This is a genomic window from Marinifilum flexuosum (assembly GCF_003610555.1).
Taxonomy (GTDB): Bacteria; Bacteroidota; Bacteroidia; order Bacteroidales; family Marinifilaceae; genus Marinifilum; species Marinifilum flexuosum.
The window spans coordinates 608010-621419 of record NZ_RAPQ01000008.1 but is presented as its reverse complement, the minus strand read 5'-3'; the positions used below and the strand labels follow the sequence as shown (position 1 = coordinate 621419).

Sequence of the window (13410 nt, the reverse complement as noted above, 5' to 3'; positions counted from 1 at the left end):
ATTATTTATTTATTAAGATGCAGATACTAAAAAAAGGATTTTTCTTTTTAAGCGTTCTTACATTTACCTTGCTAAGTTTAAACACCTTAGGACAATCTACTAAAGTAAGAGGAAAAGTTGTTGACTCTAAGACAAAGCAAGCATTACCTTTTGTAAACATTGCGTATAAAGGAACAACAATTGGCACAACTACTGATTTTGATGGAAATTATTTTCTGGAAACCAGAACTCCGGGAGATTCTATTTACATATCATTTGTTGGTTATAAAGAAAGAACATTTATAGTACAAAAAGGCAAATTTCAAACTTTGAATGTTGAATTAGAACCAGAAACATTCGATCTTCAGGAAGTTGTAGTTGTTCCTGGTGAGAATCCCGCTCATGTACTTTTACGCAAAATCATAAAAAACAAAAAGAAAAACAATCCATCTCGTTTCAAGTCTTTTCAGGCAGAAACTTATACAAAGATGGAAATGGATCTGAATAATATTAAAGATGATTTTAAGGATAAAAAAATCATGCGTCAGTTCCAGTTTGTTTTCGATTACATGGACACCTCCGTGATTACCGGTAAACCTTATTTACCAATCTTTATTACAGAATCTTTGTCTGATTATTATTACCAAGATAAACCAAGAGTTGAACGAGAAATAATAAAGGCATCTCAAATGTCGGGAATTCAAGACAATGCCAGTTTGGCTCAATTCACCGGGCAACTTCATCAAAACGTAAATGTTTACGAAAACTTCATCGACCTATTCGATATGGGATTCGTAAGTCCAATTGCTGATGGAGGATTAAGATACTACAAGTATTACCTTACAGATAGTGCATACCGCGATGGCAATTGGTGCTATCACATGTCTTTTAAACCTAAAAGAAAACAAGAACCAACTTTTGTGGGTGATTTTTGGGTTGCCGATACGACTTTTGCCATTCAAAATATGCAAATGCGTATTGCAAAAGATGTAAACCTAAATTGGGTTAAAGATTTGGTAAGCAATAACGAATTTCAAAAATTAAATGATTCAACCTGGTTTCTTAAAAAGCAAAACCTATTTGTGGATTTCATGCTTACCGAAAGAGATTCAACCAAACAAATGGGTTTCTTTGGTAGAAAAACCGTATCGTATAAAAATGTAGAAGTTAATGTTCCCTTAAGAGAAGAGATTATAAAACTAGACAATAATGTTATCGTAAACGAAGATGCATTATCACAACCCCGGGAATATTGGAACGATGCTCGTCCATATAAGTTATCAGAGAGAGAATCTGGTATTTATGCAATGGTAGATTCCATACAAAATGTGCCTCTATATAAAAACATTGTTGATGTTGTTACGACATTCATAACGGGGTATTACATTCATGGGAAATTCGAATATGGTCCATATTATAAACTATATAGTTTCAACGAAATTGAAGGTAACCGATTCATGTTTGGAGGAAGAACCTCAAATGATTTCAGTACTAAAATCATGCTAAATGGACATGTGGCTTACGGTACAAAAGATGAAAATTTTAAATATGGACTTGGATTTCTGTACATGATTAACAAACTGCCCCGAGAAACATTTGGGATGCAGTACAAACACGATATCCATCAATTGGGTAAAAGTCCAAACGCTTTTACCGAAGGAAATATTTTGGCTTCGCTGTTAAAGCGAAACCCGAACAATAAACTTACCATGCTGAACCAGTTTGAAACCCATTACGAAAAAGAGTGGTTTCAAGGGTTTTCAAATACGTTGAAGTTTAGATATCGCGATATTAAGCCTACCGAATTCGTTCCTTTTGAGGATCGCTTCGGAAATCCAATATCAAGAATCACCGCTTCTGAATTGGAATTGAGAACACGCTGGACAAAAAACGAAAAAGTTGTCATGGGAGAATTTGAACGCGTTCATTTAGGCGGACCTGTTCCTATTGTGAATTTATATCTAACCATGGGAATGAAAAATGTACTTGGTTCAAATTACGATTATCAGAAAATTGACCTAAGTGTTGAACACACATTTGAACTTCCGCCTCTTGGAAACTTGTACTTCTTGGCCTCAGGGGGTAAACTTTTTGGTAAAGTTCCTTACCCTTTATTGCACCTACACGAAGGAAACGAAACTTATGCTTTCGATCCCTATGCATTTAATATGATGAACTACTATGAATTTGCAAGTGACCAATATGCAAGCTTATTTGTAGAGCATCATTTTAATGGATTGATATTAAATCGAATTCCCTTATTTAGAAAGCTAAAATGGAGAACTGTAGTTTCAGGGAAAGGCTTAATTGGTAAATTAAGCGATAAAAACAATGGATCTTTGACTAACACTGAAGCATACATGCAATTTCCTCAAGGATTGTCAGATGTTAGCAAACCATATTTCGAGGCAAGTGTAGGAATCGAGAACATTTTCAAATTTATCAGAATTGATGCCATGTGGCGATTAACTCACTTGGATGATAACCCTTACCAAGATTTTGAAGATTTTGGGATTAGAGCCATGCTACAAATCACTTTCTAAGGATATCTTTTTTATATTTGCACAACTCCAAACCATTAAAACAATTGGAAAAGGATGATATTAAGAGCTGAAAATTTAATTAAACGATACAAGAGCCGTACTGTTGTAAAAGGTGTTTCGGTTGATGTAAAACAAGGTGAAATTGTTGGACTACTAGGACCAAATGGAGCCGGTAAAACTACATCTTTTTATATGATAGTAGGATTGATTCAACCAAACGGAGGAAGAATCTTTCTTGATGATCGGGAAATTACCAATGAGCCTGTTTACAAAAGAGCTCAGCTTGGTGTGGGGTATTTGGCGCAGGAAGCTTCTGTTTTCAGGAAGCTAAGTGTCGAAGACAACATTAAATCGGTTTTGGAAATGTCCGATTTCTCAAAAGAATATCAAGCTCATCGATTAGAAGAAATGCTGAATGAATTCAGTCTTCAGAAAATCAGAAAAAGTCTGGGTATTCAGTTGTCAGGTGGAGAAAGAAGAAGAACAGAAATTGCCAGGGCACTTTCGATCAAACCAAAATTTATTCTTTTAGATGAACCTTTTGCAGGAGTTGATCCTATCGCAGTAGAAGATATTCAAGATATCGTTCGCCATTTAAAGGATAAGAACATTGGCATATTAATTACGGACCACAATGTACAGGAAACTCTTTCAATTACCGAAAGAGCATATTTATTGTTCGAAGGAAACATCTTAAAATCTGGAACTGCTGAAGAATTAGCAGCCGATGAAGATGTAAGAAGAGTATACCTAGGAAAGAATTTTGAGCTTAGAAAACCAGTAAAATAAAGGCTTCCAATAGGTTTACAGCTTTGTATTTTACTTATAGATTTTCATTGCATTTTTTTTCTCAAAAAAATCTTCATTTTTTTTCTAATTGCTGTTGCAAATAATAAAAAACAACTCTATATTTGCACCGCAATTAACCCGCGGATGTGGCGTAATTGGTAGCCGCGCTAGACTTAGGATCTAGTGCCGTAAGGCGTGGGGGTTCGAGTCCCTTCATCCGCACTACAGAAAAAATAACCTTAAACCGCCCATACTACGATACAATGTATCAATGGTTGAGCGGTTTTTTTTCAATTAATAAGGTTTTATCTTTTAATAGCTAAAAAATGAACATCACAAAAACCAACATTGATGATTTAAACGCTGTAATCAAATTACAGATTGTTAAAGAAGACTATGAAAGTCGTGTAAACGATGTTTTGAAAGACTATCGTAAAAAAGCAAATATCAATGGATTCCGCCAAGGTAAAGTACCTATGGGTGTGATCAAGAAAATGTATGGTACTCCTGTTTTAGCTGACGAAGTGAACAAACTTCTTAGCGATGAGCTTATGAAGTACATTCGCGAAAATGATTTGAAAATTTTAGGCGAACCACTTCCTAACGAAACTGAGCAAAAAGAAATCAACTGGGAAAAAGATACTGATTTCGAATTCGCTTTCGATATTGCTTTAACTCCAGAATACACTCTTAACCTTAGCAAAAGAGATAAGATGACTTTCTTCAAAATTGCTGTTGATGAGAAAATGATTGAGAACGGTGTTGAAATGCACGCTCGTCGTTTCGGATCAAATGAGCCAGCTGAAGCTGTTGAAGAAAAAGAACTTTTGAAAGGTAACTACGCACAAGTTGACGCAGAAGGTAAACTTGTTGAAGAAGGAATTACTAGCGAAGATGTAGCAATCTCATTAGAATACATGGCTGATGAAGATGCTAAAAAGAAATTTGTTGGTGCTAAAAAAGGTGACGTTGTGGTATTTAACCCAGCTAAAGCTTTCGCTAACAAAACTGATTTAGCTTCCATGCTTAACATCTCTAAAGAAGAAGCTGAAACTTTAGATGCTGATTTCCAATTTACAATTACAGAAATCAACAAATTTGTTAACGCTGAATTGAACCAAGAATTATTCGATAAAGTATTTGGTGAAGGAACTGTTTCTTCAGAAGAAGAATTCAAGAACAGAATCAAAGAAGATATCGAAAAACAATTGGTTAACGATAGCGATTACAAATTCTTGATCGACGCAAAAGAGAAATTGGTTAAGAAATCGAAAATGGATCTTCCTGAAGCATTCTTGAAGCGTTGGATTATTGCTACCAACAAAGAAATGAATGAAGAGCAGGTTGAAAAAGATTTTGCAAACTACGTTGACGAGTTCAAATGGCAGTTGATTAAAAACAGATTGACTGAAGAAAACGAACTTAAAGTAGAGCAGGAAGAAGTTATGGAGTTTGCTAAACAACAAGCTTTAATGCAATTCCAGCAGTACGGAATGATGGAAGTACCTGAAGAATACTTAACAAACTACGCTCAGCAAATGATGCAAAATCAAGAAGAGCAAAGAAAGATCTACGAACGTATGATCGACAACAAAATTGTTGAGTTCCTTAAAGGTGCTATCAAAATTGAAGAAAAAGAAGTTTCTACTGAAGAATTCAACAAAATGTTTGAATAAGAAGAACTTTTACAATACAAAAAAAACCACGCTTCTTTTGAGGCGTGGTTTTCTTTTTGATCCTTGAATTAGTTTTTGTTAAACTATTCTTTTCAAATGGAGAAAATTTGACTAATTTAGGTCTACGAAATTTAAAATCATATCTATATGGTACCAAAAGACGAATTTAGAAAATTTGCCACGCAGCACATGGGCATTAATAGCCTAACATTAGATAAATACACTTCAATTAGCAACAGCTACATTTCTCCAACAATTATCGAGGAACGTCAGCTTAATGTTGCATCAATGGATGTTTTCTCTCGTCTGATGATGGATAGAATCATCTTCCTTGGTGTGCCAATTGATGACTATGTTGCTAACATTATCATGGCTCAGCTATTGTTCCTGGAATCTACTGATCCTTCTAAGGATATTCAGATTTATTTTAACTCACCAGGAGGTTCGGTTCATGCAGGTTTAGGTATTTACGATACCATGCAATACATCAAATGTGATGTTGCAACAATTTGTACAGGTATGGCTGCATCAATGGGAGCTGTATTGCTAACTGCAGGTACAAAAGGAAAGCGTTCCGCATTAAAGCACTCACGAATCATGATTCACCAACCAATGGGTGGAGCGCAAGGGCAAGCTTCGGATATCGAGATTACCGCTCGTGAAATTTTGAAGTTAAAGAAAGAATTGTATACCATTATTGCTGATCATTCAGGAAATACTTACGAAAAAGTAGAAAAAGATTCTGACCGTGATTACTGGATGACAGCCATGGAAGCTAAAGAATATGGTATGATTGATGAAGTGCTAACGCGCGAGAAATAATCAATCATCTCAAAATCAAAACAAACCTAATGCAGAGTTAATCGTAAAATCATTAACTTTGCATTTTTAGTACTATAAATCAATATCATGGATAAATGCTCGTTTTGCGGGAGAGAGAAGAAAGATACTAACCTTCTGATTGCAGGAATTAGTGGTCATATCTGCGATAGCTGTATCGACCAAGCCTATTCAATTGTACAAGAAGAAATAAAAAATCGATCGGATCTTAACCTGAAAGAGATTAAATTATTGAAACCAATGGAAATTAAGGCTTTCCTTGACCAGTATGTAATTGGTCAGGATGAAGCTAAAAAATACCTTTCTGTTGCGGTTTACAATCATTACAAAAGATTACTTCAGGAAAGAGACGATGAAGATATAGAGATTGAAAAATCGAATATCATTCTTGTAGGGGAAACAGGTACAGGCAAAACTCTTTTGGCAAGAACCATTGCTAAAATGTTGCATGTTCCTTTTACCATTGTTGATGCAACTGTATTAACAGAAGCTGGTTATGTTGGTGAAGATATTGAATCAATTTTAACAAGATTGCTTCAGGCATCTGACTACGATGTTGAAGCTGCTGAAAAAGGAATTGTATTCATTGACGAGATCGATAAAATTGCACGTAAAAGTGATAACCCATCGATCACTCGTGATGTTTCGGGAGAAGGTGTTCAGCAAGGATTATTAAAATTGTTGGAAGGTTCGGTTGTAAATGTACCACCTCAAGGAGGTCGTAAACATCCTGATCAGAAAATGATTCCTGTGAACACGAAAAATATTCTTTTTGTTTGTGGTGGAGCTTTTGATGGCATCCAAAGAAAAATTGCACAAAGAATGAACACTCAGGTTGTTGGTTTTAATGCAAGCAAGGAAAAAGAACAAGTTGATCAGGAAAACTTCTTACAGTACATTGCACCTCAGGATTTGAAGTCATTTGGACTGATTCCTGAAATTATTGGTCGTTTGCCTGTTTTAACCTACCTGGAGCCATTAAACAGAGAGGCACTTCGTAACATTTTAACAGAGCCTAAAAACTCGATCGTAAAGCAGTATACGAAGCTGTTTAAAATTGATGATATTGAATTGACTTTCGAAGAAAGTGCATTGGAATACATTGTAGACAAAGCTGTGGAATTCAAACTGGGAGCTCGTGGATTGCGCTCAATTTGTGAAGCAATCATGATGGATGCAATGTTTGAATTGCCTTCAGGAGAAGACAAGAAAATTTCAATTGATAGCAAATACGCTAGCGAGAAACTTGAAAAAGTAAACCTAAAGCGTTTAAAAGTCGCATAACCGATACCAGGTTTTAAATTTAAAATCATATAATAGTATCGGAATCATATAAAAAAAATACCGGAGTTAATCTCCGGTTTTTTTTTACACTATAATAATTTCTCTATAGACTTATTGTAATTGTAGACCCCTGGGAAGTTACACTTACATCCCCATCGCAATTATCAACGGTATCGCCTCCTCCGTAATTCACGCTTCCTTCTCCAATATCCTGCAGTGTAAAAAGTGCAGTACCTCCAATAACATTTTTACATGCATAAGCATACAACAAATCAGACTGATTGGTCAATGACATCAAAGCACCAGTAGGATATGTAATATCAATATCGCTTGTGAGATTATAAATATCATCTACATAATCCACATCATCTTTTTCACTTCTTACGTACTTGTAACCGGCCTCGAAAGAGGTAACCGGAAATTCAGTTACATTGCTTTCCGAATCAGTAATTAAAAATTTTATGGTACTGGATGATACTGAAAAATCTCTGCCTGCGACATCTCCAACAATATCAAAATTGAATGCTCCAGTGACATCAAAATTATTTACCTCAAGATCTTGTAATCTAATCTCAAATTTCTGCAATTTTTCATCAACAGGATCAACAACTACTTTGCCTTTAAATTTTCCACCAATAGATGAAATGGTTTTATCAGCACCATAATCTATAACTACCGAATCAATTACTTCACCGGTTCTGTATATGGTTGGTGTAACTCCGGTTGGCACCTCATCATCTATTACATCCTTCTTGGTATCCAAATTATTCATTACAATGGCATTTACATTCATTACAATGTCGTTAATTCCATTATTAATGGTTAAGCAATACTTCGCCGGAACCGTAAATACATCATCAATAATATCTTCCGGATCAGAACCTGTAGAACAAGAATTCATTGTTCCTGCAAATAAAAAAGTAACAAGGCCTAATTTTAAATATCTAAAATTCATACTATTTTCTTTTGTAATCGATAAATGAATAAGGATATTCATTCTTTTCATCTGGCATACAATCTTCTCGAGTTATCGATTCCCATTGTGCTGATTTAATTTCCGGAAAGAATGTATCCCCTTCAAATTCTTTATGAACCAGCGTTAGGTACAATTCGTCAGCTTTTTCCATTGCTTGTTCATAAATTGTTCCGCCACCAATAATAAATACTTTATCCTGATCCTTAACTGCATCCAAAGCTTCTTCCAAAGAATGAACTACAATACATCCCTCCTGCTTGTAATTTTCCTGGCGAGTAATGATTACCGAAGTTCTATTCGGAAGTGGCTTACCAATTGAGTCGAAAGTTTTTCTTCCCATTATAATGGTATGCCCTGTAGTTAAAGCTTTAAATCTTTTCAAATCTGCCGAAAGGCGCCAAATTAATTGGTTGTCTTTTCCAATAACATTATTCCGCGAAGCGGCAACTATAATAGCTAAATTCATGATTCTACAATTATAAATGAGTTAAAAAATGATGAATTATAAATGATGAATTATAAATTCAGTTTTAACTTCTAATTCATAACTCATAATTAATCATTCATAATTATTAAACAGAGATTGCCCCTTTGATATGAGGATGTGCTTCATAATTCTCCAATGAGAAATCTTCATACTTAAAATCGAAAATACTCTTCACATCAGGATTAATTTTCATCTGAGGCAAACTTTTCGGTTCTCTGCTTAATTGCAGTTTAACCTGATCCAAATGATTCATGTAAATATGAGCATCACCCAAAGTATGAACAAACTCACCCAGCTCTAAATCACAAACCTGAGCCATCATCATGGTAAGTAAAGCATAGGATGCAATATTAAAAGGAACACCCAGAAAAATATCTGCACTGCGTTGGTACAGTTGACAAGACAATTTACCGTTTGCAACATAGAACTGGAACAAAGCATGACATGGTGGTAAAGCCATATTCTCAATGTCGCCGGCATTCCATGCACTTACAATTAAACGGCGAGAATCGGGATTGTTTTTAATATCGTGAACCACTTGCTTGATCTGATCTAATGATTCACCATTTTCCTTTGGCCAGGATCTCCACTGGTAACCATATACATGTCCCAAATCTCCATTCTCATCGGCCCATTCGTTCCAAATACGCACGCCATTATCCTGAAGATATTTCACATTTGTATCTCCATTCAAGAACCATAGCAATTCATGAATAATAGACTTTAAATGAAGTTTTTTTGTGGTAAGAACTGGAAATCCTTTAGACAAATCAAAACGCATTTGATGCCCAAAAACACTTACCGTTCCTGTACCTGTTCTGTCTTCTTTTTTGTTCCCTTCTTCAAGAACTCTTTCTAATAATTGAAGATATTGTTGCATAATGTATCAATCGAAATTTTAGTTTTTAAAGATACATTAATTCATAAAGAGTATCTAACACCAATCCGATAGATTAACATTTTTTACCAAATACTAATTTTAGATAACGCTCTAGTCGGCAAATCCAAACCACTACAATTCCTAAAATTAACCTTGGAATAATCATCCATCCCAAGGGAACACCAATAGCTGCAAAGAGTAGTGGATCTTCTAATTGTGAGTGCGACACTGCAATATGATGATTCAACAAATCAGCATCCTCCTTACTCATTTTTCCTTCCTCCACCTGCTCCATAATAATGGCAGCTCCATAAGCCAAGCCTAATGTATTTGCTACTATCCATGAAAAGGAAGTAGACTCGGGCAATCCCATAACAACTTGTAAGGGTTTCAGGAATTTTGAAATCCACTTGATGATGCCAAACAGTTCCAATATTTTTTGAAAAATCATTAATAAAGTAATCAATACAATTACTTTAATGCTTAGTAATAAGGATGACTGAGCCCAATCCAGAAACATGATAGAAAATGATTCCTTTGATGTTGCAATGGAACTAATTTGCTGCACCGATTCACTTGGCAAAAGCCAGTTTAAAACTGCTCCAATTGCAAAACTTCCCAATACCCGAAGCAATATCATCCTAAGCATCGATGATCCCGTTTTTTTCAAAACAGCAGTTTCGATTACAAAACCATGAGCAACCAAGCACATTACCGCCAAAATGGTAACTACTCTACCCTGCATCTCAAGACTTGTAATTACTGCTATTGCAGTATATATATTGGTGAAAATGCTTGTCAATAAAACAAATGCCGATTCGCCTGGCAAGCCAATTAATTCGAAAGCCGGAGCCAAATAGAAAGAGATTAAAGCTAAAACTCCCGTGTAGTTTAGAATCATGACACCAAAAGAAACCGGAATCATAATACTTAGCAACCATTTTGTGGTAGAGTAAGCCTTTGGCAAAGCAATTCTTACCGCTTCTTTTATTTTATCTTTTCCCGATTGCCTTGTTTGACAACTTTTATTTACCTGCATCAGCTATAGTTGTTTAGGAAGCAAAAGTATCATTTTTTTCAAAGCAATATTGGCTGTATTTGTCATTTATTACACCACTTACGAAGTTTTCGTTTTACTGCTTTTTAACAAGGCTTTCACCTTTCTTCTTTTTTTGTTAGATTTGGATCTTTCAAAATTGATAGCCAATTACATCTATTGATTTTGAACTACTAGAACAACCAAACCATTTAGAAAAACATTTACTAATCTTATTTATTTAAACAACGAATTATGGGAATTAAAGGTCGATTGACGCTATTAAACTTCCTACAGTTTTTTATCTGGGGAGCATGGTTGATAACCATTGCAAATTATTGGTTTGGAACAAAACAATGGTCGCCTACCGAATTTGGTGCCGTTTTCTCAACAATGGGTATTGCCTCTTTATTTATGCCAACACTTACCGGTATAATAGCCGACCGTTGGATGAATGCCGAAAGATTATATGGAGTTCTTCATCTGCTGGGAGGTGCAGCATTGCTTTACCTACCTCAAATTGAAACATCTACTACATTTATCAGCGTAATTTTAGTAGCCATGATTTGCTACATGCCTACCATTGCACTGATGAATACCATTTCTTACACCGTTTTAAAAAATAACAACTACGATGTAATTAAGGTATTTCCTCCAATTCGTGTGTGGGGAACCATTGGTTTTATTGTAGCCATGTGGGTAACCAACCTTACGGGATCAAAAGCTTCGGCAAACCAATTTTACATTGCCGGATTTGTATCATTCCTATTGGCGGCTTATTCATTTACAATGCCTCAATGTAAACCTCAAAACAAGGGTCAAAAAGGAGCTCCTTTGGTTGAAACTTTAGGCTTAAATGCCTTTAAGTTATTCAAGAACTACAAAATGGCATTGTTCTTTATCTTCTCAATGTTTTTAGGAGCTGCTTTACAGTTAACCAACATGTATGGCGATGTATTTTTAGATAGCTTTAAACACGTTGACAAATATGCCGATTCGTTTGTAGTGAAATATTCTACCATAATCATGTCTATTTCTCAGATATCTGAGACCTTATTCATTCTGGCAATCCCATTCTTCTTAAAGAAGTTTGGTATTAAGAAGGTAATGCTAATCAGTATGATTGCATGGGTTCTTCGTTTCGGATTATTCGCTTATGGCGATCCAGCTGGTGGATTATGGATGATTATACTATCATGCATCATTTATGGTATGGCTTTCGATTTCTTCAATATTTCAGGTTCACTTTTCGTTGAAACACAATGCGATTCAAGCATTCGCGCAAGTGCTCAAGGATTGTTCATGATGATGACTAACGGTTTTGGTGCAATCATGGGATCATGGATTAGTGGAATTATTATCGGCACATTCTTTACTGGTAATGATGGAAACTTTATTTGGATGGATATCTGGAATACATTTGCAATTTATTCACTAGTAATAGCAATCTTCTTCTGGATTTTATTCAAACACAAACACGATCCTAAGCAAGTAGAAAATATAGCACACTAAAAAATAAAGGCTTACGGCATGCATCACCCTCTAATTTTTTGTTAAAAATTAGAGGGTGTTTTATTTATTCACTTTGTTACTCTTTCTGTTTTACACCATCTAAATTTCAAAAAAATTGAAATATCGTATAATATAGTCGTTATTTTCACACTCCTGTATGGAGGAAACTATATCATAGGTATTATTTTCATACTGCTACATGGAGCACACTATATTATAAGTAATATTTTCATACTCCGAAATGAAGGTAACTATTTTATAGATGTTATTTTCATACTCATCTATGAAGGAGACTATTTCATAGACAAATTATTCATATTACTATAAGTCTGATATTATTACTTATATATTTTATTGATAATATAACTGAAATACACTAAATTACAGTTATTATACGAACAACACATAGCTCATGAAACCTTCAAAACCCATTAAACTACCTGTAGATCTTCATAAACTCATACACGATGCCATGGCAGAAACACGCATGAGTACGGTAGATTTAGCTGCTGAACTTGGCATAGGAAACTCCTCGGTTCATTACCTTTTAAAAAGACATGGCCTTCAGGTTGGGCGACTTTGGACCATTTGCGAAGCTACAGGTGTCAATATTTTCAGGCAATTGGCCAATGCAATTGATATCAATAATCCGGTAGATAAAGAAAAAGAACAGCTCAAAAAAGAAATCGAAGATCTAAAAAAAGAACGTGAGATATTACGAGATGTGATCTCTTTGATGAAAAAGTAAATTCAAAAAAAGCTATCCATAAGGATAGCTTGGTAATTTATTTACGTATTCAATTATTCTCCTCTTTTATCCAGTTCATCTCTTATTAAAGATGCTTTTTCATAATCTTCATCCCGAATGGCATCTTCAAGCATTCCTTGCAATTGTGCTATCGAGTAATCACTATACTCGCTGCTTGAGCTCGTTTCACTAGAACTAAATTCTGCAGTTGGTGCCGTAATAGTGGGCTCTTGAGGTTCTCCTTCTATTGATAAAACAATTCCTGCTTTCTCAATAATTTCATCTGTTGTATAAATCGGACATTTAAATCGAAGGGCAATGGCTACAGCATCCGAAGTTCTTGAATCAATACGAATGCGATTACTTCCTTTTTCACAAATTAATTCCGAATAGAAAATTCCTTCTTCTAATCGATATATATTGACCTCGGTAACATTTACAGTAAATGCTTCTGCAAAACTTTTAAACAAGTCATGAGTCAAAGGCCTAGGTGGATCTAATTCCTCAAGTTGAATAGCTATCGACTGCGCTTCAACACCACCAATAATAATGGGAATACGTCGATCACCTTCCTCTTCAGATAAGACCAATGCATATGCTCCAGTTTGTGTCTGACTATATGACAATCCAAGAACGTTTAGTTTTATTTTACCCATAGGT

Annotated in this window: 12 protein-coding genes and 1 tRNA gene; 8 read left to right on the top strand and 5 right to left on the bottom strand. The window is 35.2% G+C overall.

The genetic code is table 11. The features are described from left to right. Positions 1-17: 17 nt before the first annotated feature. The 6 genes from BXY64_RS02635 (at position 18) to clpX (ending at position 7111) form a co-directional block, all read left to right on the top strand. On the top strand, positions 18-2522 hold the full coding sequence (locus tag BXY64_RS02635; protein WP_120238418.1) for a DUF5686 and carboxypeptidase-like regulatory domain-containing protein: 2505 nt from the start codon (positions 18-20) through the stop codon (positions 2520-2522). A gap of 54 nt (positions 2523-2576) precedes the next feature. Next, complete coding sequence (gene lptB, locus BXY64_RS02630; RefSeq protein ID WP_054716838.1) at positions 2577-3311, top strand: LPS export ABC transporter ATP-binding protein; 735 nt, start codon at positions 2577-2579, stop codon at positions 3309-3311. Between the two features lie 140 nt (positions 3312-3451). Continuing rightward, positions 3452-3533: transfer RNA gene (locus BXY64_RS02625), tRNA-Leu, on the top strand. 104 nt (positions 3534-3637) lie between these two features. Continuing rightward, entirely contained in the window at positions 3638-4987 is a 1350-nt protein-coding gene (gene tig / locus BXY64_RS02620) for a trigger factor (RefSeq protein WP_120238417.1), read from the top strand. A 147-nt stretch (positions 4988-5134) separates the two neighbouring features. Then, on the top strand, positions 5135-5809 hold the full coding sequence (gene clpP / locus BXY64_RS02615) for an ATP-dependent Clp endopeptidase proteolytic subunit ClpP (RefSeq protein WP_110361176.1): 675 nt from the start codon (positions 5135-5137) through the stop codon (positions 5807-5809). 87 nt (positions 5810-5896) lie between these two features. After that, the gene (gene clpX / locus BXY64_RS02610) at positions 5897-7111 is read left to right on the top strand and encodes an ATP-dependent Clp protease ATP-binding subunit ClpX (protein ID WP_120238416.1); all 1215 of its coding nucleotides are present in this window, start codon (positions 5897-5899) and stop codon (positions 7109-7111) included. Positions 7112-7214: 103 nt separating this feature from the next. Here clpX and BXY64_RS02605 read toward each other — a convergent pair whose 3' ends face one another. The 4 genes from BXY64_RS02605 to BXY64_RS02590 all read right to left on the bottom strand — a co-directional run bounded on the left by BXY64_RS02605 (position 7215) and on the right by BXY64_RS02590 (position 10493). Continuing rightward, entirely contained in the window at positions 7215-8066 is an 852-nt protein-coding gene (locus tag BXY64_RS02605; protein WP_147375870.1) for a hypothetical protein, read from the bottom strand. Position 8067: 1 nt separating this feature from the next. Then, entirely contained in the window at positions 8068-8553 is a 486-nt protein-coding gene (locus BXY64_RS02600; RefSeq protein WP_120238414.1) for a dihydrofolate reductase, read from the bottom strand. 106 nt (positions 8554-8659) lie between these two features. Beyond that, positions 8660-9454: a thymidylate synthase gene (locus tag BXY64_RS02595; RefSeq protein ID WP_120238413.1), complete on the bottom strand. Its 795-nt coding sequence runs from the start codon at positions 9452-9454 to the stop codon at positions 8660-8662. Between the two features lie 73 nt (positions 9455-9527). Next, positions 9528-10493 carry a nucleoside recognition domain-containing protein gene (locus BXY64_RS02590; protein ID WP_120238412.1) on the bottom strand — a complete coding sequence of 322 codons (966 nt, stop codon included), beginning with the start codon at positions 10491-10493 and terminating at the stop codon, positions 9528-9530. A 252-nt stretch (positions 10494-10745) separates the two neighbouring features. Here BXY64_RS02590 and BXY64_RS02585 point away from each other — a divergent pair, with 252 nt between their 5' ends. After that, positions 10746-12002, top strand: a complete 1257-nt coding sequence (locus BXY64_RS02585) for a nucleoside permease (protein ID WP_120238411.1) — start codon at positions 10746-10748, stop codon at positions 12000-12002. Positions 12003-12414: 412 nt separating this feature from the next. Next, positions 12415-12750: a helix-turn-helix domain-containing protein gene (locus BXY64_RS02580; RefSeq protein WP_120238410.1), complete on the top strand. Its 336-nt coding sequence runs from the start codon at positions 12415-12417 to the stop codon at positions 12748-12750. Between the two features lie 53 nt (positions 12751-12803). Here BXY64_RS02580 and BXY64_RS02575 read toward each other — a convergent pair whose 3' ends face one another. After that, positions 12804-13406 (bottom strand): bifunctional nuclease family protein, encoded by a 603-nt coding sequence (locus tag BXY64_RS02575; protein WP_120238409.1) that lies wholly within the window; start codon positions 13404-13406, stop codon positions 12804-12806. Between the last annotated feature and the right edge of the window lie 4 nt (positions 13407-13410).

What these genes read in the sequence shown, in the direction of transcription:
- clpX (WP_120238416.1), top strand. Translation starts at nt 5,897, where the DNA reads ATGGATAAATGCTCGTTTTGCGGGAGAGAGAAGAAAGATACTAACCTT.
- tig (WP_120238417.1), top strand. Translation starts at nt 3,638, where the DNA reads ATGAACATCACAAAAACCAACATTGATGATTTAAACGCTGTAATCAAA.
- BXY64_RS02605 (WP_147375870.1), bottom strand. Translation starts at nt 8,066, where the DNA reads ATGAATTTTAGATATTTAAAATTAGGCCTTGTTACTTTTTTATTTGCA.
- BXY64_RS02580 (WP_120238410.1), top strand. Translation starts at nt 12,415, where the DNA reads ATGAAACCTTCAAAACCCATTAAACTACCTGTAGATCTTCATAAACTC.
- BXY64_RS02585 (WP_120238411.1), top strand. Translation starts at nt 10,746, where the DNA reads ATGGGAATTAAAGGTCGATTGACGCTATTAAACTTCCTACAGTTTTTT.
- clpP (WP_110361176.1), top strand. Translation starts at nt 5,135, where the DNA reads ATGGTACCAAAAGACGAATTTAGAAAATTTGCCACGCAGCACATGGGC.
- BXY64_RS02575 (WP_120238409.1), bottom strand. Translation starts at nt 13,406, where the DNA reads ATGGGTAAAATAAAACTAAACGTTCTTGGATTGTCATATAGTCAGACA.
- BXY64_RS02595 (WP_120238413.1), bottom strand. Translation starts at nt 9,454, where the DNA reads ATGCAACAATATCTTCAATTATTAGAAAGAGTTCTTGAAGAAGGGAAC.
- BXY64_RS02600 (WP_120238414.1), bottom strand. Translation starts at nt 8,553, where the DNA reads ATGAATTTAGCTATTATAGTTGCCGCTTCGCGGAATAATGTTATTGGA.
- BXY64_RS02590 (WP_120238412.1), bottom strand. Translation starts at nt 10,493, where the DNA reads ATGCAGGTAAATAAAAGTTGTCAAACAAGGCAATCGGGAAAAGATAAA.
- lptB (WP_054716838.1), top strand. Translation starts at nt 2,577, where the DNA reads ATGATATTAAGAGCTGAAAATTTAATTAAACGATACAAGAGCCGTACT.
- BXY64_RS02635 (WP_120238418.1), top strand. Translation starts at nt 18, where the DNA reads ATGCAGATACTAAAAAAAGGATTTTTCTTTTTAAGCGTTCTTACATTT.